16 protein-coding genes are annotated in these 17,009 nt (G+C 56.0%); 3 read left to right on the top strand and 13 right to left on the bottom strand.

What is annotated here, in order from left to right:
• Window positions 1-64: 64 nt before the first annotated feature.
• The 4 genes from CAQU_RS12745 to CAQU_RS10275 all read right to left on the bottom strand — a co-directional run bounded on the left by CAQU_RS12745 (window position 65) and on the right by CAQU_RS10275 (window position 2,875).
• Window positions 65-880: an excalibur calcium-binding domain-containing protein gene (locus CAQU_RS12745; protein ID WP_157108993.1), complete on the bottom strand. Its 816-nt coding sequence runs from the start codon at window positions 878-880 to the stop codon at window positions 65-67.
• A 257-nt stretch (window positions 881-1,137) separates the two neighbouring features.
• Complete coding sequence (locus tag CAQU_RS10265; protein WP_084563034.1) at window positions 1,138-1,632, bottom strand: MlrC C-terminal domain-containing protein; 495 nt, start codon at window positions 1,630-1,632, stop codon at window positions 1,138-1,140.
• Window positions 1,529-1,924 carry an MlrC C-terminal domain-containing protein gene (locus tag CAQU_RS10270; RefSeq protein ID WP_169836040.1) on the bottom strand — a complete coding sequence of 132 codons (396 nt, stop codon included), beginning with the start codon at window positions 1,922-1,924 and terminating at the stop codon, window positions 1,529-1,531. Before CAQU_RS10270 ends, CAQU_RS10265 begins: the two co-directional genes overlap by 104 nt.
• Window positions 1,925-2,071: 147 nt before the next feature.
• Entirely contained in the window at window positions 2,072-2,875 is an 804-nt protein-coding gene (locus CAQU_RS10275; RefSeq protein WP_075727464.1) for a hypothetical protein, read from the bottom strand.
• Between the two features lie 414 nt (window positions 2,876-3,289).
• Between CAQU_RS10275 and CAQU_RS10280 the strand changes: the two genes are divergently transcribed.
• Window positions 3,290-3,784 carry an excalibur calcium-binding domain-containing protein gene (locus tag CAQU_RS10280; protein ID WP_245797258.1) on the top strand — a complete coding sequence of 165 codons (495 nt, stop codon included), beginning with the start codon at window positions 3,290-3,292 and terminating at the stop codon, window positions 3,782-3,784.
• 436 nt (window positions 3,785-4,220) lie between these two features.
• Window positions 4,221-4,637 (top strand): hypothetical protein, encoded by a 417-nt coding sequence (locus CAQU_RS10285; RefSeq protein ID WP_075727466.1) that lies wholly within the window; start codon window positions 4,221-4,223, stop codon window positions 4,635-4,637.
• Window positions 4,638-5,108: 471 nt separating this feature from the next.
• On the opposite strand, the gene CAQU_RS10290 is transcribed toward CAQU_RS10285, so the two are convergent.
• The 9 genes from CAQU_RS10290 to CAQU_RS10330 form a co-directional block, all read right to left on the bottom strand.
• On the bottom strand, window positions 5,109-6,554 hold the full coding sequence (locus tag CAQU_RS10290) for an aldehyde dehydrogenase (NADP(+)) (RefSeq protein ID WP_075727468.1): 1,446 nt from the start codon (window positions 6,552-6,554) through the stop codon (window positions 5,109-5,111).
• 27 nt (window positions 6,555-6,581) lie between these two features.
• Window positions 6,582-8,069 (bottom strand): FAD/NAD(P)-dependent oxidoreductase, encoded by a 1,488-nt coding sequence (locus CAQU_RS10295; RefSeq protein WP_075727470.1) that lies wholly within the window; start codon window positions 8,067-8,069, stop codon window positions 6,582-6,584.
• Window positions 8,056-8,346 (bottom strand): (2Fe-2S)-binding protein, encoded by a 291-nt coding sequence (locus CAQU_RS10300; protein WP_075727472.1) that lies wholly within the window; start codon window positions 8,344-8,346, stop codon window positions 8,056-8,058. The genes CAQU_RS10295 and CAQU_RS10300 overlap by 14 nt, the downstream gene beginning before the upstream one ends.
• A complete protein-coding gene (locus tag CAQU_RS10305; RefSeq protein ID WP_075727474.1) occupies window positions 8,343-9,521 on the bottom strand; it encodes an NAD(P)/FAD-dependent oxidoreductase in 1,179 nt (392 codons plus the stop codon). The genes CAQU_RS10300 and CAQU_RS10305 overlap by 4 nt, the downstream gene beginning before the upstream one ends.
• Window positions 9,522-9,536: 15 nt before the next feature.
• Window positions 9,537-10,211, bottom strand: coding sequence for a GntR family transcriptional regulator (locus tag CAQU_RS10310; RefSeq protein ID WP_075727476.1), 675 nt, complete (start codon window positions 10,209-10,211; stop codon window positions 9,537-9,539).
• Between the two features lie 129 nt (window positions 10,212-10,340).
• Window positions 10,341-11,342 carry a proline racemase family protein gene (locus CAQU_RS10315; protein ID WP_075727478.1) on the bottom strand — a complete coding sequence of 334 codons (1,002 nt, stop codon included), beginning with the start codon at window positions 11,340-11,342 and terminating at the stop codon, window positions 10,341-10,343.
• 50 nt (window positions 11,343-11,392) lie between these two features.
• Window positions 11,393-12,298 (bottom strand): dihydrodipicolinate synthase family protein, encoded by a 906-nt coding sequence (locus CAQU_RS10320; RefSeq protein ID WP_075727480.1) that lies wholly within the window; start codon window positions 12,296-12,298, stop codon window positions 11,393-11,395.
• Between the two features lie 214 nt (window positions 12,299-12,512).
• The gene (locus CAQU_RS10325; protein ID WP_075727482.1) at window positions 12,513-14,090 is read right to left on the bottom strand and encodes an alanine/glycine:cation symporter family protein; all 1,578 of its coding nucleotides are present in this window, start codon (window positions 14,088-14,090) and stop codon (window positions 12,513-12,515) included.
• Window positions 14,091-14,439: 349 nt separating this feature from the next.
• Window positions 14,440-15,798 (bottom strand): type II restriction enzyme, encoded by a 1,359-nt coding sequence (locus tag CAQU_RS10330; protein ID WP_075727484.1) that lies wholly within the window; start codon window positions 15,796-15,798, stop codon window positions 14,440-14,442.
• 322 nt (window positions 15,799-16,120) lie between these two features.
• Here CAQU_RS10330 and CAQU_RS10335 point away from each other — a divergent pair, with 322 nt between their 5' ends.
• Window positions 16,121-16,954: a DNA adenine methylase gene (locus CAQU_RS10335; protein ID WP_075727486.1), complete on the top strand. Its 834-nt coding sequence runs from the start codon at window positions 16,121-16,123 to the stop codon at window positions 16,952-16,954.
• Window positions 16,955-17,009: the final 55 nt, after the last annotated feature.

The raw sequence follows: 17,009 nt of genomic DNA on the forward strand, positions 1-17,009 counted from the left end.
GGCCGCAGCTCCCATGCGGGGGCTGCGGCCCTTGAAAAATTAACGGAGTGAAATCCTCAGTGAATTACCACTCGCAGGCAATGCCGTCCTTGTCACGGTCGAGCTTGCCGCGGTAGCCGGGCTCACCAGCGTAGATCGGGCCATAGCCCTGTGCGTGAGCAGCGGCGCAGTTCTTGAAGTAGGAACCTGCCGGCGGAATCTTACGTCCACGGGCAACAGGGGCAGGAGCCGGGGCAGGTGCCGGTGCCGGAGCAACGTGAACCGGTGCCGGCGCGGGAGCAGGTGCAGGTGCGGGAGCCGGGGCAGGAGCCGGAGCGGGAGCAGGTGCGGGTGCGGGTGCGGGAGCCGGTGCGGGGCCGGGGATGATGCCCGGCAGCGGGTTCGGCACACGACCAGTGGCGACATCACGCAGGAAGTTGGTGATACCGAAGATGATGGCGCCAATGACACCAAGTGCGACGACAACACCGATGATGACGCCGGTGTTCTCGGAGGAGCCTTCAGGCTTAGCAGGGGTTTCCTTGGGATCCTCAGTACCAGGCTTCTCGGGCTGTGCCGGAGTATCGGTCTTCGGGGCCTCAGCAGCGGGTGCCTCGGTCTTCGGGGCTTCAGTCTTAGGAACCTCCGCAGCCGGAGTCTCTTCCTTCGGAGCGTCCTTGGCGGACTCCTTTTCGGCATCTTCCTTCGGCGCATCAGCGGCCGGGGTTTCATTCTTGGGAGCATCCTTAGCAGCCGGATCCGCCTGAGCGTCGGTTGCAGGAGCAGTGGTGGCGGTGTTCTCCGGCTGTGCAGCTTCTTCAGCGTGTGCGGGTGCAACTGCCAGGGAGACAGCAACGGATGCGCTGACGAACAGCGAAACGAGCTTCTTGTTGCGGGTCATGATGCCTTCTCTAGATCCGGTACGGGATATCTTTCAAAAATGTTTTAACCCCGCATATCCGGCTTAACCTAAACGGGGGTAAGCCAAGGGGTAAAAGCCAAAACCACTAATTCCTTTTTGCCCCACCTGCCGCTTACACCTCAGCTTTTCGTATTGAAAGTCCACTCTCAACACAATTGCTGCGGCACACTTCTACACCCGAAATGCAGCAATGGCGCTAACCAGCCGAAAACTAGTTAGCGCCAAAATCCCGAAGGCTAATGGTGCAGGACGAGCTCTGTTTCCATTTCCGGATCGAACGGGAACATTGGCCGCTTAATCCTTCGATGATTCAGACGAATGAGGTCTTGATCAACACCACCTGGAGTTAGTGCCAGCATCCAATCCTGTTGGATTGCATGCAACTCGGGTTCTAGGTATCCGATTTTGACGACAATGATGTCAATCTCGGTTGGTTCAATATCCAACCGGCGATACATGTCGAGGGTGCTGAATTGGCATCGTTGCGCAGTGACAACAAAGCTCAAATTCCCCTTGTCTAGCCGTACACAAGTACCACCAAAAAGGTCCTCCGCGACAGCCTTGACAGTGGCCGTAACCGTAACCTCTCCGGGAGCGCGCGTATCCATCTTGCCCCCGACGTTGAGCTCAACTTCGCTCCCGATGCCAGCCGCGACTGCCTTTTTCCACCGCGGCAGGGTCCACGTTTGATACCTGAACCACTCGCTTGGAACCATTGATGACCTCTTCATTTTTTAGGAGAGCGTCCAATGTGAAGGTGCAATCGTCTGCCCCACCAGCGCCAGGGTTATCTCCCGAGTCGGAAATAAAGTAGGGCTTCACGGGACTTGCTAATGCAGCAGCCAGACAATCTTCGAACTGTGCCTCGGGCGCAACGAAATGGCCGCCACGCTTTTCGATATCACCGATATCGTGCTTGGCGGCGGCGTGTTGAAGGCGTGGCCAATCATGAAGGATTCCTTCGACGCCGCTGTGGCAAAAACCTGTTGTCACCGGTTTCGAACTTAAGGTTCGCGTACTCACCGATGGACAGGATGCTGTTCTACTGGGGGCTATCGCCACAGCCCGATCAGTAGCTGGAACCTAGACGAATCCGGGGCAGCCTCGTCTGCCCGGTTCGAAACCCTGATGTGGTTCCGGCAACTGCTGTATCACCAGTGCCTGCGGGAATCAGTAAGCGGTCGAGGTATGAGTTCCGTCCGCCACAGACTTTTGGGAAGTTGCTTCCTCTAAGTCCGACGCTGCGGCTGCTGCGAGGCGCGACTTCCTTGCAGCACGGGCTTCATCCTTTTTGTTCTTTTCATGCCTACGCTGCACCCACTCCCAACTATTGGGGTCATAGACCTCGCGTGGGCGTTCAACAGCCCCGTACTTGCAGATACACCGTTGGCGGTCGGTAATTCCTTCAGGAATATGAACACCTGGTAGCTCGAATGTCCTTGGGGTGGATGTATCACCAGAAATTAACCGCAACGCGGGGTGCTCTGCGCGGGTCAGGTCAAACATCAAACGATGCACCGGGGTGTTACTATCCTCGACTCCGGGGATTAGCTGCCCAAGGCTGACGTCTAGAGCCTTGTACTTGTATTCCTCGGCGCATTGTTCTTTTGCGGGGTGATACCAAGCACGAACTTGAGTGAAGGCTCTGTTGAATGCGAAATAGAAAACGTCCAGCAGACGGGGATCCCGCTCAGGGTCATGAATCACGGGCGCCTTGAAAGAAGCGCTCTTCGCTGATGGGCGGCGGCTTTTGACGGCAACGTGCGTCGCCAACCATGCTGAATAGTCGCAGTGCAAGCATTCGATTTGCCCAAGAACTCGGCTGACCTCGCAGCCAAGATTGTTGCATGACGGGCATTTGAAACGCTGTGCTAGATATGCTGCACCTTTAGCCCAATCGTTGATGAGCTTTTGGGCACTTTTTTCTGCGTGCATACGAGTAGTAGTGGACGTGTTGTCCTCGTGGTGTTCCATGAGCACTCCCCTTGGTCGTATCAGCTGCTCGTGATGGGAATTGTTGCAAAAAAATCTCTCCCTGTCAGCAGATTTGCGAAGGTTCACCTTGCTCGGCCGTTGAACGTTGGAGTGATTACACAGTCAAAACAGTCGATTGCGTTAAACGGCGAATCCGCAATCAAGTATCTAAAACCAACATGCGCGGGCTAATGCCTACAACCAGTCTCAGCAGATCCGCCTTCAGCCGTGGCCGCACGCCTACCCAACCAGCCGGGGATGTCTCCACCGGCTGCTGCGCGCACCAGCGCCGCGCAAGACAGGTAAACCTCCTTGCTTCGGATTTTTTTGGCGAATGGCGCGTCTGCCATACAGCAGCGGTTTATGCTGATGGCGGCAATAACATCTCTCGAATCAGACCGCTTAAGGGACGCCGTGAACCAACTAGAACTCCGCAAAATCCCTGCGCGCACTACCGGCGCCCGCTATCAACGCCAAGCGGTCATCTTCGCAATGGCATCGGTCCTAGCTCTTTCTGCCTGTGGTTTCGGCGATAGCGAAGAAGAAACCTCCGTCGCACCAACGACTGTCACGGAAACTTCTACGGTCACAAAAACTGTGACCAGCACAAAGACGGTCACGGAAACTCCCTTGAGCGAGACCGTTCCTCCAGCGCCGGTCGAACCGGCTGCAGTCCAGGAACCAACACCCGCAGAGCAGCCTCCTGCTGAGCAACCGCCTGCAGAACCCGCACCTCAGCTCATGCAGGGTTTCATCGCCCCTCCCCCACCGGCACCTGAACCTGCCGCCGGATCTCCAGTTGCAAACTGCAAGGAAGCACGCGCCCGGGGCATCGCACCGATTCACAAAGGATCCCCGTACTACAGCAGCAAGCTCGACGGTGATGGAGATGGTATCGCCTGCGAATAAACAAACGCGTAGGCGAAAGACCTGTTTCCAGCTCTAAACCAGATGACGATTGCTCGTTACCTAGAGCCGTCTTCCGTGAAGTGCACAAAAGACAATGAACCGCTCCCCCTTTGGGATAAACCTGTTCGCATCTTCGAACCTGGCCCGCTGACCGCGATCTCTAAGGAATCAATAGGAGCCTCTGGAAGGACCTTCGCCCTTGCTTGCCCCTCAGTCTCAACGAGTGTGAATTGAAATAGGCCCGCGTGCCCCTTCAATCAGGGCCGTCACTTCACATTGAGCGCTTTACTAATCTCCTCTTTTGGATGCTACGGAGCCTACAGCTCCCGAAAAAGGGTTACTTTTCGAAGCGTTATTTCATTTCATGAACATAGCGTGAATGCTTGTTTTAGCATGGTCGGCAAGAAGCTACTGAAGAACTCCTAGAAAGGCCTCTATGAAATTCTCTAAAACCACTGTTGTCGCTCTTTTTGCAAGCGCAACCCTTTTTGGATCCACAGCAGTCGCCCACGCTGACGACCTCACACCTGAAGAGCGTGAAATCGTCGCAAATTTGCAGAACTACTACAGCAATTATGCTGATGAGGCTACATGTGCAGATCTCGAGGTGGATTCTAGAAACTTCTCAGATCGCGCCGAAGCTCGCGCGTTTCTGCGCGGACTTGCGGCGCAGGAACATGCAGACCTCGCGGCCACGCTGCGTCCGATCGCGTACGCCGAGATCAACCGTGTCAGCGAAGCTTTCATCGACACGATTCTTGATAAAGCCGTAAGCTGCGGAGTCCTTAAGGATTCCGCTCCCCGGGGCCTCGGAAACGCCAATGGCACCGGCGGTTCATCGTTTTCCTCTTAACAAACTCGACGGCAAAGTATAATTTCGAGCCGCGAAAAGAGGTCGGCCATCAAACGCATTTTGGTGGACGACCTCTTTACTTTTAATCCTAAAGCCTTATCTCCGTTGAGCATCCGGGAAAACGACGCTTCCATATTGCCCTAAAGGTTTTTCGCCTACTGCTGCAGCCGACAGAGGATTTGGCTGCCGGCCCTTTAGCAACGTCCAAATAGGCCTGAAAATTTTGCCACCTTTGGGTACCTCCATGAGGCGGCCTAATGCTAAATGAGTAGCGCTGTTAAAGCACCAACGCCTTATTGTGATATTCGCCTTCATCGCGGCAATACCCACGCTCATGCCGAATATGCCAAATCTTCCGGGCTTGCCGATCCCACCTCGCAGTTAGCCCACTTTGAATGAGGACCGCAGACAACGGTCGCTCAAGGGCGGTGTGGTGAATCTGGACCATCACACCGCCCTCGGGTGTCTTCTCTAGGATTTTTCTCCATTAACCATCTGCGGAATCGGTGCAGACGGGTTATCTTTCAACTGATCAGGCAGCTGCTGCTGAGGGAATCCCTGGTAGGCAACCGGACGCATGAAGCGAGCAATGGCAGCGGTACCAACCGAAGTGCTTTGATCGTTGGTAGTCGCCGGGTAGGGGCCACCGTGCTGCTGAGCGTAGGTCACGGAAACACCGGTGGGCCACTGGCCCCAAATGACTCGCCCTGCCTTGCGGGCAAGGATCTCAACAGTCGCCGAGACATCCTCATCTTCCTCGGCAAACAGCGTCGCGGTGAGCTGCCCTTCGAAGGTCTCCAGCAACTCCAGGAGCTGCTCCTCGCTGTCGTAGGCGACAACCAAAGAAGTAGGTCCGAAACACTCCTTCTGAAGCGTCTCCGGATCGTTAAGGACAGCTTCTGCCGTGGTCGCCAAAAGCGTCGGGGTCGGCGCATCGTCCATGCTGCCTTCCCGTAGCACTCGCACATCCGAGTGGTCGCGCAGCTCGGTCAGCGTATCGCAGTAACCACTGGCGATTCGCTCATTGAGTAGTTTTTGTGCACCCGGGTATTCCGCAGCTTCGAGTAGTTCTTCCATACCGCTCCCAGCAGGAACCAGCAGGGTGCCAGGCTTAGTGCAAAACTGCCCGGCTCCCAGGGTGAAGGAACCGACGAAGCCATCAACGATCTCCTGTGAACGCGAGTCGGCTGCTGCCTTGGTCACCACAACGGGGTTGTTGCTGCCGAGTTCGCCGTAGAACGGGATGGGATCCGGGCGCGACACTGCCAGGTCGAACAGTGCGCGGCCACCTGGAATGGAGCCGGTGAATCCAGCTGCCTTAATGCGCGGATCCTGAACTGCGATGCGGCCGGAATCAGTCCCGTAGATGACGTCAAACAACCCTTCGGGCGCTCCAGCTGCTTGCAGAGCGTTTTTGACTACCTCTCCGGTTTTCTCCGAGAGCTTGAGGTGCCCGTGGTGAGCTTTCAACACGACGGCGTTGCCGGCGGCGAGTGCACTCGCGGTGTCACCACCAGCGACAGAAAACGCAAAGGGGAAATTACTTGCGGCGAAAACCAGAACAGGCCCCAGGGGCACTAGATAGCGGCGAAGATCCGGTCGGGGCGCTCCCATCGGCCAATCGGGATCTGCATGGTCGACGCGAACATCAAAGCAGGAACCTTCACGGATGGTTTCGCTGAACAGTCGCAGCTGGAAGGTTGTACGCTTTAGCTCACCGGTTAGGCGGCCTTCTGGCAGGTGAGTTTCTTCCATGGCGATTGGAATCAGCTGATCTGCGGCAGCATCCAAGGCATCGGCTACGGCATCGATGAGGCGTGCGCGTTCCTCGACTGTGGTTTTCGCAAATGCTCGGCTAGCTTTTTGTGCGCTGGTCAAAATGCCATCGAGTTGAGCTTCGGTGGTGGGGTTAACCATTTCTTTTCTCCTTGAAAATTGAGGTTCTTAAAGTTCGGTCAGAACTTCAGGTTGAATGCTGTCTTCTGGGTGCGGCCGATGAAGTTCCGCGATTTCTCCTAGTGCGACTGGGATGCTTACCGGGCGTTTGGTGCGCCCGACACCGGAATAATCGGTGGTTCCTGTGGTGAGGCAATGTGCCGCAAAACCACAGGTCCTTCCCTGGCACCATCCCATTCCGGTTCTGGTCACCGATTTCAGACTGCGAGGATCCTCAGCCCCGAGATCGGTGACTGCGTCCACAATGGTTTTCTTGGTGACTTCCTCGCATCGACAGATGACGGTGTCGTCTTCCACCCAGTCCATCCATCCTTGTGGGACTGGGTGAGCCTGGTGCATTGCCTTTGCGAAGGCGCGATGGTTTTTGATTGTTTTCTTCGCGGTCTGCACTGCTTTTTCTTGGGCTTTGTTTGGATGTTGCCCTGCAGCTGAGACTCCAGCGACGATGCCTTCTGCCACCGCTAGTGACGCGCCACCAATTCCAGTGACTTCGCCGGCGACGTAGAGTCCTGGAACGGTGGATTGCTGCTTGTCATCCACCACCGTGGCTTCGGCGCCATCGATGCCACGAGTGACTTTTGCGCCCAGGCCGGTAATCAACTCAACCTGGGTGTTGAAGCCAAAGCCTGTGCAGATGACGTCAATGTTGCTGTAGGTTTTTCCCGCCCCGGGGACAACGGCACCGTCTTTATCAAGCCGGTCCAGGCGCACAGCCTTCGAGATCCCATGACTTTCCTGTTCGACGCGAGTGACTGCCATTCCTGTTAGATAAGGAATGCGGTTTTTCGCGAAGACTCCCGCATATTCGGCGCCTTCAAGGGCTTTTTCGGGAACCTTGGCGGCTGCTGCAACGTGAGGTGCCCAATTGCTTAGTCGGTTGGCTTCGCAGACTGCGACGACTTCACCGCCCGCAGCGACGATGTTCGCGGCGACGGGTAGCAGGAATGGGCCTGTGCCGGCGACGATAAAACGCTTCCCGGGCAGTACCTTCTCACCTTTGATTAGGGACTGGACACCGCCAGCGGCCATCACACCGGGAAGATCCCAGCCAGGGAACGGAATCTGACGGTCGTACGCACCGGTGGCCACGATGAGCTTGTGCGCACTAACGCTCGAAGGCCGCCCCAAAGAATCCGACGCGTCGGAGCAGGTGAGCTGAACGATGAATTCACCAGACAGTGAGTTATCGAGTTCCGGAGTTGCTTGGATGCGTTGCGCCATCCATGCCTGTGTACTCGGCATGTAGGTGATGTGCCCTTGCTCTACGCCGGCGTCCAAACGTTGCTTGAGGTTGCAGAACTGCTTCCACCCATGGTGCAGGGATCCGTCGTCACCGTCGTGATGGCGCCAGTACTGGCCGCCGGGGCGGGCATTTGCGTCGATGAGGACGACGCTGCTTCCTAGCTCGGAAGCATTCACTGCAGCAGCAAGACCTGCTGGTCCCGCGCCGATGACTGCTACGTCATAGGTATTCATCGTGTCCTCCTTCTTCGTCGTAGTTCACTTGTAGGCCTTCTGCGCAACGCACCATGCAGGCACGTTCTTGTTTGGCTGCTTGTCCTTCGGGGACAACTTCGATGAGGCAGTCAAAACATGCACCGATGCCGCAGTAGAGACCACGTCGGTCTCCCCGAAAGCGAGTCGATCGCCAGGAGTAGGTCCCCTGGCTCAGCAGATATGCCGCAAGTGTGCTGCCTGCGGGGACTTCTTTGGGTTGGCCGTTGAAGATCACGGTCACGGTCTGCTGTTTCATGACTGCTCCTTCTTGGCGAAACGTGCGGGTGTAAAAGCATCCAAGGGATGGTCTGTGGGTTTTCCTGCAAGAGCTTGAGCTAGGAGTTTTCCTGTGCCAACCGAAAGCCCAATGCCCGCGCCTTCGTGTCCTGCCGCGTGCCATAGTCCTGGTGCTACTGGATCTTCGCCGATGACCGGCAGGTGGTCCGGGCAGAAGGGGCGGAACCCGTGGTAGTGGCGGAGGATTTTGGTGTGTTCGAGGAAGGGAAAAAGCTCGATCGCGTTTTTCGCCATGACCGACAGGGCTGGGGTGCTGATGTTTCGGTCGAAGCCCACGCGTTCACGGGTGGAACCGATCAGTATGGATCCGGCAGGGGTTCCTTCCACTACGGGAGACGACTGCAGGTCGGCGCTAGCGCTTCCGACATTGTCAACGTATTCGGCGGCATACACTTTGTGATGCACCATCTGTGGCATTGGCGTGGTGATCATGACGAAGCCGCGACGCGGTTGCACTGGCAAATCGCTTCCCGCCATCTTCGCGATTTCAGGTGCCCATGGACCAGTGCAATTGACTACTTGTTCTGCGTAGAAGTCGCCTTTGGGGGTTTTGGCCCCTACTACTCGTTCGCCGTCGCGGATGAGAGCGGTGACAGGTGCGTCTCCTTCAAAGACCGCACCTTTACTGCGCGCCAGACGCAGGAGATGGAAGGCCACCAGCATCGGCATCACTTGGGAGTCTTCCGGGTAATAAGCACCACCCAGAGCTGCGGGGTTCACATGCGGTTCGAGTTCGCGCAGGCGAGCGACATCGAGTTGCTCTGCGTGAATTCCGTACTCACGCTGAGAGGCGGTGAATCGCTCGAGCGAAGCAATGGAGCTTTCCCGGCTAGCAACGATCACTCCGCCTTTTTCTTCGAATTCCCACAGGTGTGCGAATTCCGCAAGGTCGTTCTTCCACACCTGCAGGGAATATTTGGTGAGCTCGAGCTCGGGCCCTAGTTCTTTATCGGAAATGAGGATGTTGCCTTCGCACGATGAGCTCGTGCCGCTGGCGGGAGCGCCTTTATCAACGACTGCAACTTTCAACCCTTCGAGGGCTGCGAAGTAGGCAACCGCTGCCCCAACGACGCCGGCGCCGATGACGAGAACGTCAAAGGTTGTGCGCCCCTGGGGTGTGGTGATGGATGGCATTCGCCCTCCTCGTGGTTAACCGGCGTTCCACATTCCTCGCGCGTGAGAAAGGTGACGTCGGATGAGGTCTTCTAGTTCTTGTGGCTGACCGCGTTCGAGTAGATCCACCATCTGTAGGTGTTCTTCGGCGTTGTGGACCAGCCGCTTATCCTTCGCCAGGGTTTTCAGTCCGTATTGGCGGGTCTTGCAGCGCAGTCCGGTTATTAGTTCAATGAGCTGCTCATTGCCACAGGGCTTGAGAAGCTCCTCATGGAACTGTCGGTCGGCCTTGAGGTAGGTGATGAGATCTTCTTTACGGGCAGCCTCGACGATTTCTGCCGCAAGCGCTTTCATAGCGTCGAATTCACCGGGCTTGGGGTCCCGATGCGCGACAGCCTCTGCCGCTTTGCGCGCCGCGTAGGGCTCCAGCAATAACCGGATTTCGGTGTTGTGTTCGAGTTCCGCATCAGTCATGCCGGTGACTCGGAAGCCTTTGTTTTTGAGCGTTTCGATGAGACCTTCGCGGGAAAGGTCCATCATGGCTTCGCGTACTGGCGTGGCTGAAACTCCGAAGGCTTCACCGAGGGCGGGGGCGGAGTACAGCTCGCCTTCAACCAGTTCGCCGGAGATGATTGCGGTGCGCAATTGCTCCGCCACCGTTTCTCGAAGAGAAAGCCGCGGCTTGATCCGTTTCACTGATGGGTGTGGCATGGTGCCTCCAAGTAGTCGCCGGTGGGAGCTTTTGTGCTCACTACGTTCAACGGTGCCATTTCACATAGCGGGCTTCAAAAGCTCACCTTCGCAGGCACCCCCAAAGGGGTGCAGCGGTATCCGTACCGGTTAGAGCTGAAATCCTTCCGGGAATGGGTCACTGGGATCGAGGAAATATTGCGCGGTTCCGGTAACCCAGGCCCGTCCGGTCACCGTGGGGATGACCGCAGGTTTATCGCCTACCGTGGTGGTTTCGACCAGCCTGCCAATAAATTGCGACCCAATGAAGGATTCGTTGGTGAAGTCGGAATTGAGTTCGAGTTCACCCTTACTGAACAGTTGCGCCATGCGCGCACTGGTGCCGGTTCCGCAGGGGGACCGGTCAAACCATCCCGGATGAATAGCCATGGCGTGCCGCGAATGCTTGGCGTCAGATCCTGGCGCTTGAAGATAGACGTGATGCACTTCTCGAATGTCGGGCCGCTCTACATGGACGGGCATATCGGTGTCGTTGATGGCATCCATGATGGCAAGTCCGGCCTTGAGTAGTTCGTCTTTGTTCTTGCGATCAAAGCCGATTCCCAAGGATTCGGTTTCCACGATGGCGTAGAAGTTGCCACCGAAGGCGAGGTCATACGCAACCTCGCCGTAGCCCGGCACATCCACAGTGGCTGACAGTCGGTCGACGTAGGACGCCACATTTTTAATAGTGACGGATTCAGCGTGGCCGTCCTTGACTGCCACTTCAGCGACGACAAAACCCGCCGGAGTGTCGAGCCTAATGGTGGTAACGGGTTCTACGACTTCGACCATCCCGGTTTCCACGAGCACGGTGGCAGTACCAATGGTGCCGTGCCCACACATGGGGAGCAGGCCGGAAACCTCGATGTAGAGGACACCATAGTCGGCGTCATCTCGGGTGGGAGGCTGCAGGATTGTGCCACTCATGGCTGAGTGCCCGCGAGGTTCGTTCATCAGCAGTTTGCGGATGTGGTCACAGTTCTCCATGAACCACAGTCGACGTTCCGCCATGGTGTTACCGGGAATGGTTCCGACGCCACCGGTGATGACTCGGGTGGGCATTCCTTCAGTATGAGAATCAACGGCGTGAAAAACGCGAGTTGTGCGCATTCCATAGCCTCCTTTCCGAAATGTTTATCTCTCGTGAGTTGTCACGCTACTTACTTGTAGCCGAGCTTGATCACGTTTTCGGTGTCTGCAGTCACGCGCTGGCGGATGGCGTCGGACAGCGGGCCACGGGGCGGTCGGCAAGCGCCACCCTTTCGACCGGCGATGTCCATGGACAGCTTGATGGCCTGAACGAACTCGGTCTTAGAGTCCCAACGGAGCAGGGAGTGGCTCTCTGCGTAGAGCTTCTTCGCACGCTCCAGGTCTTCGGTCTTGCCGCTGGTGGACAGGTTGTAGAGTTCGCACATGGTCTGCGGGAAGGCGTTGGGGTAGCCAGCCACCCATCCGACTGCACCAGCCACACCCATTTCGAGAACCGTGTCATCGGTGCCGATGAGCAGGTCCATAGTGGGGGCCAGCTCCTTGATTTCGTAGGCACGACGCACGTCACCGGAGAATTCCTTCACACCAACGATGTAGCCCTCGTTGTGCAGGCGTGCGATGAGCTGCGGGGTCAGGTCGACCTTGGTGTCGATGGGGTTGTTGTATGCCACGATCGGCAGGCCTGCGGAAGCTGCGCGGCGGTAGTGGTCGACAACTTCTTCTTCGTTGGCGCGGTAGGAGTTCGGAGGCAGCAGCATCAGTGCCTGTGCGCCGGCCTCTGCAGCCTGCTCAGCCCAGCGCTGGGTCTGAAGTCCGCCGTAGGCACCGACACCAGGCATCACGGTGAAGCCTTCCGGCGCGGCCTGGACGGCAACCTCAACAACCTTTGCGCGCTCTTCGTCGGTGAGGTTCTGGTATTCACCGAGGGAACCGTTGGGGGCAACGCCATCGCAGCCGTTTTCAGCGAGCCATGCGACATGCTCTGCGAATGCGTCGTAGTCGACGGACAGGTCTTCCTTGAAGGGAAGAGCGGTTGCAACGAGTACGCCGTGCCAGGGTTGGGTCTTTTCAGCCATTGTTGTGGTCCTTTCGGGAAGGGGAAGTGTGTTGAGTGTGGGGTGCGGTGGTTGAGGGAGCCGCCTCAACCACCGCGTTTGTGGTTAGCAGTGATCCACGTCTCTGAACGTACCATGTAAAATTTTACATTGCACTAGTTTTTGTCAGTTTTTCGTAGATTTTTCCGTAACCACAGCTCAGAAAGCCTTTTTCCAAAGCCCTAAGAGCTTTTTGTTAGTCGTCCTTGCGCTTCGGATGTGCTGGATCGGGCTCCACAAAGTGACGGAAGGTGATTTCCGCGCTCGGCACCGGGTGCACGCCGGTCTCGCCAGATGCTGCGCCGACGTGCGGCTGGTAGGCGATTTCGTCAAGGCGATTCTGCTCAGCCTCACAGGTGGACTCCCAGAAGGTTGCACCCTTGATGCCCAACTCCGAGGGGCGGAAGCACATTTCCTCACCTGACTTGCGCTTGCGGTCGTAGTCCACAATGACTTTGCGCACGACCGGAATCAGCAACAGGATGCAGATCATGTTGACCCAGCCAAGCGACGCATAACCAATGTCGCCGATGGTCCAAATAACGTCTGCAGACTCGACCGCACCGTAGAAGGTCATCGCCAGCAGACCAGCCTTAATTGCGAAATCCACGACCTTGTTGGGCTTTCCGCCGAAAAGGAAGACATAGTTGGTGTAAGTGATGTAGAAGAATGCGATCAAAGTGGTGAATGCGAAGAAGAACAGCGCGATCGCCACAAACTGGGAGCCGAAGCCCGGCAACAGAGAATCCACGGCGTTTTGGGTGTACGCAGATCCCGCATCGACGCCGGAAAGGTGCTCCACGATGTTGTTTCCGTCGGCATCCTTGACGTTGTAGGACTCGGTAATGATGAGCATTGCACCGGTAGCGAAGCACACGATGCAGGTGTCGATGAAGATCGAGAAGGACTGGACCAGACCCTGCTGCGCGGGGTGCTGAACAGAGGCCGCGGCGGAAGCGTAGGTACCTTCACCCACACCAGCAACGTTGGAGAAGACGGCGCGACGAACGCCCCATGCCACAGCAGCACCAGCCATTCCGCCAAAGACCGCGTCTTTGCCGAATGCGCTAGCAATGATGAGCTGACAGGTGGGAATAACCTGGTCGTAGTTGACCACCAGCACCGCAATTGCAACCAAGATGTAAAGAGCCGCCATGATCGGGACCATCAAATCGGCCGCCCAGACGATGCGCCGGGTTCCGCCGAAAATCACCACGCCGAGAATGCCGGTCACTACCACTGCAGTTACCCAGGGATTGATATTAAAGGCGGTGTTCATGGAAGCAGCGATGTTGTTGGACTGCACACCGGGGAAAAGAATGCCGTAGCCAACCGCAGTCATGATGGCCAACAGTGCGGCCAACCATTTGATTCGCAGTCCGTGGCGAACATAGAAGGGCATACCACCGCGGTGCTCGCCGCCAATGCGACGCTTGTAAACCTGTGCGAGAGCGGACTCCGCGAAGGAACTCGCAGCACCAAGCAGTGCGACGATAAACATCCAGAACATGGCGCCCGGACCACCGGCGTAGACCGCGGTACCGACACCGGCAATATTGCCCACGCCGACACGCGAAGCAATGGTGAGGAACAGTGCCTGGAAGGGAGCAATACCGTCCGAGTCTTTGCTGGGACGGAAGATGAGAGTCAGAGTGTGCGGCAGAAGACGAAACTGTGCCGCACCAATGACGATGGTGAAGATGAGACCGACCAATAGCGCAAAGTACGCCATCGGATTCCAAAGCCCATCACTGATTTTTACGAGAATATCCACGTTGGCCTCCGCAAATTAAGGGAAAGCAGGGGCTGGCTCGGCCCCTCACATTGCAGCGCAGATCACATGCTGTGTGCAATGTTACACAGCACACGTTCTCTTTCAAGGCTTTTTAGAAAAACTTCATACACACCCCAGAAGAGAGAATTCGGCCCCTTCAAACCACATCCACCCCCAGCTTCCACCCCAAAAGCGCAGACAAAAGCGGCGGGTCAAGTGCCTAAAACGACACTCAACCCACCGCCAAATACGACTCGTCGAAGCGAGATAGACGACCTTGAAAAGCAAACTCAAAGGTTTAAAAAAAGTCGTCTTCTCCCCTATTCAGCTCTAGCTCGGCAAGGACTCCCTAGGACTCAACCTGCGCAAGAATCCAGCGAATCCAAGCCATAACCGTCTGCGCACGACGTCCACACGTGGATTCACTCAACTCGGGATGCTCCTCCGCAAGAATCTCCCGAACCTCCGGCAGCGTGAGTTCCTGGGGGTTTTCGTGCTTGAGGAAAGCTTTCCGGAAGGTGGAATCTGCCAGGATCATGGAAATAAGTCCCTTCTGGCGAGAAGCCATGTCCCCTTCCTCCATGACTTTCCTGCCCGCTTCGCTAAGCTCCACTTCACCAGCAGTATTTTCCAGGAGGCCCACGTACGTGCCGGCAGAAACGTAATAGTTGGCTTGACGCTGGACGAAGCCGTGGTCTTCTGGGATCTCAGACACCGGCATCTGCCCCCTGTCGACCAAAGTCTCACAAATATTAATGACGCGATCGAAGCGATCGGCCTGAGGGAAGGGCGCAACGATAGAAGGCCTTGCGGGAGCGGCCTTCGCCAGCTCCCGAATGACCTCCAAGGTCAGACGACGGCTGCGGAGCTTATAGCGCTTGACCTTGCCATTCTCAATGGACTGCAGGTCGTGAAGATCACGGAAAGTGAACTCGTACACGGTAAACACACCGTTCGAGTAAGTGACATACAGGTTTCGAACCGGCTTGGACACCTGCTGCGCAAAACGAAGATATGGGTAGTAGACCTGACGGATATTGAAGTCGTCAGGCAGCTTATTCTTCGCTTCAACCAGCACGAGACTGTTCTCGGTTTCAAACCCGGCATCGAGCTCCATCTGCGTATTGACTTCGAAATCAATACGTCCCGAAGGAATCGCCAGATCCACCTTCATGGGGCGAGTAGACATACGACCGCTCAGAGTCTGAACAGCCCTTTCCTCGCCAAGGAAGTCTTCAAAAATGCCAGCAATACTTGCAGCATTCAAGGCCACCGCTTCACTGGTTAGGTCATTAAAGTCCAGAGACTCAATATCCTCAGGGATGTCGATGTACGTGATTTCCAGATCACTAACATCCGGAAACTCATGGAAAGTGTCGAACCGGCCGACAACGTACTCAGTCCGGGTGAGTGGAAGGATAGACAGATTCTCCTGCCGGAAGATCTCCGGCTGAGCAGAACGGAAGTCGTGCTTGCACATCAACCTGGGCTCCATGCCCGAGCCATCTTTGATCTCGGTCGGGGAGATTCGGAAAAATCCCTCACGCTCAATGACGTCGAGGTAGTTGTTGTCCCGAAAAAGCTTGAGCCAACCCAGATCGTAGGCGCCGAGTTTTCCGCTCTTCGGCTTCTCGCGCAGCAAGCCCTTCAGCTCGTCGGCCTCACTTTCGAGCAGCTGAACCGCTTTGGACTGCTTCCCTTTAGCCATCTCATTCCTTCCGACAGACATTTCGAACAATTGACGTCACCAGATTAAGCGACGACACGAATCCAATCCCAAAATCCATCGAACGTCCTTTTGAAAATCCGCCATTTCACGCGATAGACAACACCGATCATCAACTACAGGCAACACAAACAGCGGCACCCCAGGGTGAATGCCACGATTAGAAACTCCACCAAATCGCGTGTAATGTCGGAGCGTAAAAACGACCTTCTCAACGGTAGCAAAAGGGCATCTCACCACGCTTTTCGTCAGAGAAATCTCCGACGAAAATCAAACGAGATCAGCAAAGGGAAAACTCTTGACTATGCGCGCTAAACCATTCATTAAGTGGGCAGGCGGCAAACGCCAACTCCTCCCCGAGCTCCGCAAGCTTTATCCCGAATCCTTCGAAAACTACTTCGAACCTTTTCTCGGTGGCGGAGCGGTTTTTTTCGATCTCGCACCTCAGCATGCAGTCCTTAACGACATCAACCCTGCAGTCACGAACCTGTATCAGACGATCAAGGATGATGCGGAGGGGCTAATACAACTAGTGAGCGAGATTGAAGAAGCAACTCCAGCCGACAAGGACGAGCAAAAGCAGTACTACTACCAACTGCGCTCGCAGTTCAATGAAGGCCTCACCAGCGACACCTACGACCTAAAAAACGCCGCACTTTTTATGGTCATTAACCACCGGTGCTTCAACGGCCTGTTCAGAGTAAATCGATCCGGCGAGTTCAATGTCCCCTTCAACGGCTCATCCAGGCCGAGCCTTTCGCCCGAAAACATCCATGCAGCAGCGGAATCACTGGCAAATACCGAGATCTTGACTGGAGACTTCGTCGACGCTTGTGAAAAAGCCAAAGAGGGCGATTTCGTCTTCCTCGACTCCCCTTACGCACCGTTAAAGTTCGATTCCTTCACTAACTACGCCAAAGAAGGTTTTGGGCTTGAGGATCACGAGCGCCTAGCCACACTCTTCCGAGACTTGGATGCGCGTGGATGCAGGGTTGTTATGACGAACCACGATGTGCCGCTAATCCATCAGCTTTACGAGGGATACTCAGCATTAGTTGTTCCAGCAAATCGAATGATTAATTCGAATGCCAGTCGCAGGGCCGGGTCCGTAGAAATCATAGTAAGGAATTGGACTTAAATACCTCAACTAAGCGAGCCCTCTTTGAATATCCCAGCCTTCAAGCATCAATCCC

Origin of the sequence: Corynebacterium aquilae DSM 44791 (assembly GCF_001941445.1) — a bacterium.
GTDB classification, from domain to species: Bacteria; Actinomycetota; Actinomycetes; order Mycobacteriales; family Mycobacteriaceae; genus Corynebacterium; species Corynebacterium aquilae.

Bases quoted from the DNA above. Each gene is read 5' to 3' on its own strand.
- CAQU_RS10275 (WP_075727464.1), bottom strand. From the start codon at position 2,875: ATGGAACACCACGAGGACAACACGTCCACTACTACTCGTATGCACGCA.
- CAQU_RS12745 (WP_157108993.1), bottom strand. From the start codon at position 880: ATGACCCGCAACAAGAAGCTCGTTTCGCTGTTCGTCAGCGCATCCGTT.
- CAQU_RS10310 (WP_075727476.1), bottom strand. From the start codon at position 10,211: ATGCCACACCCATCAGTGAAACGGATCAAGCCGCGGCTTTCTCTTCGA.
- CAQU_RS10305 (WP_075727474.1), bottom strand. From the start codon at position 9,521: ATGCCATCCATCACCACACCCCAGGGGCGCACAACCTTTGACGTTCTC.
- CAQU_RS10320 (WP_075727480.1), bottom strand. From the start codon at position 12,298: ATGGCTGAAAAGACCCAACCCTGGCACGGCGTACTCGTTGCAACCGCT.
- CAQU_RS10335 (WP_075727486.1), top strand. From the start codon at position 16,121: ATGCGCGCTAAACCATTCATTAAGTGGGCAGGCGGCAAACGCCAACTC.
- CAQU_RS10315 (WP_075727478.1), bottom strand. From the start codon at position 11,342: ATGCGCACAACTCGCGTTTTTCACGCCGTTGATTCTCATACTGAAGGA.
- CAQU_RS10290 (WP_075727468.1), bottom strand. From the start codon at position 6,554: ATGGTTAACCCCACCACCGAAGCTCAACTCGATGGCATTTTGACCAGC.
- CAQU_RS10300 (WP_075727472.1), bottom strand. From the start codon at position 8,346: ATGAAACAGCAGACCGTGACCGTGATCTTCAACGGCCAACCCAAAGAA.
- CAQU_RS10295 (WP_075727470.1), bottom strand. From the start codon at position 8,069: ATGAATACCTATGACGTAGCAGTCATCGGCGCGGGACCAGCAGGTCTT.
- CAQU_RS10265 (WP_084563034.1), bottom strand. From the start codon at position 1,632: ATGAAGAGGTCATCAATGGTTCCAAGCGAGTGGTTCAGGTATCAAACG.
- CAQU_RS10285 (WP_075727466.1), top strand. From the start codon at position 4,221: ATGAAATTCTCTAAAACCACTGTTGTCGCTCTTTTTGCAAGCGCAACC.
- CAQU_RS10330 (WP_075727484.1), bottom strand. From the start codon at position 15,798: ATGGCTAAAGGGAAGCAGTCCAAAGCGGTTCAGCTGCTCGAAAGTGAG.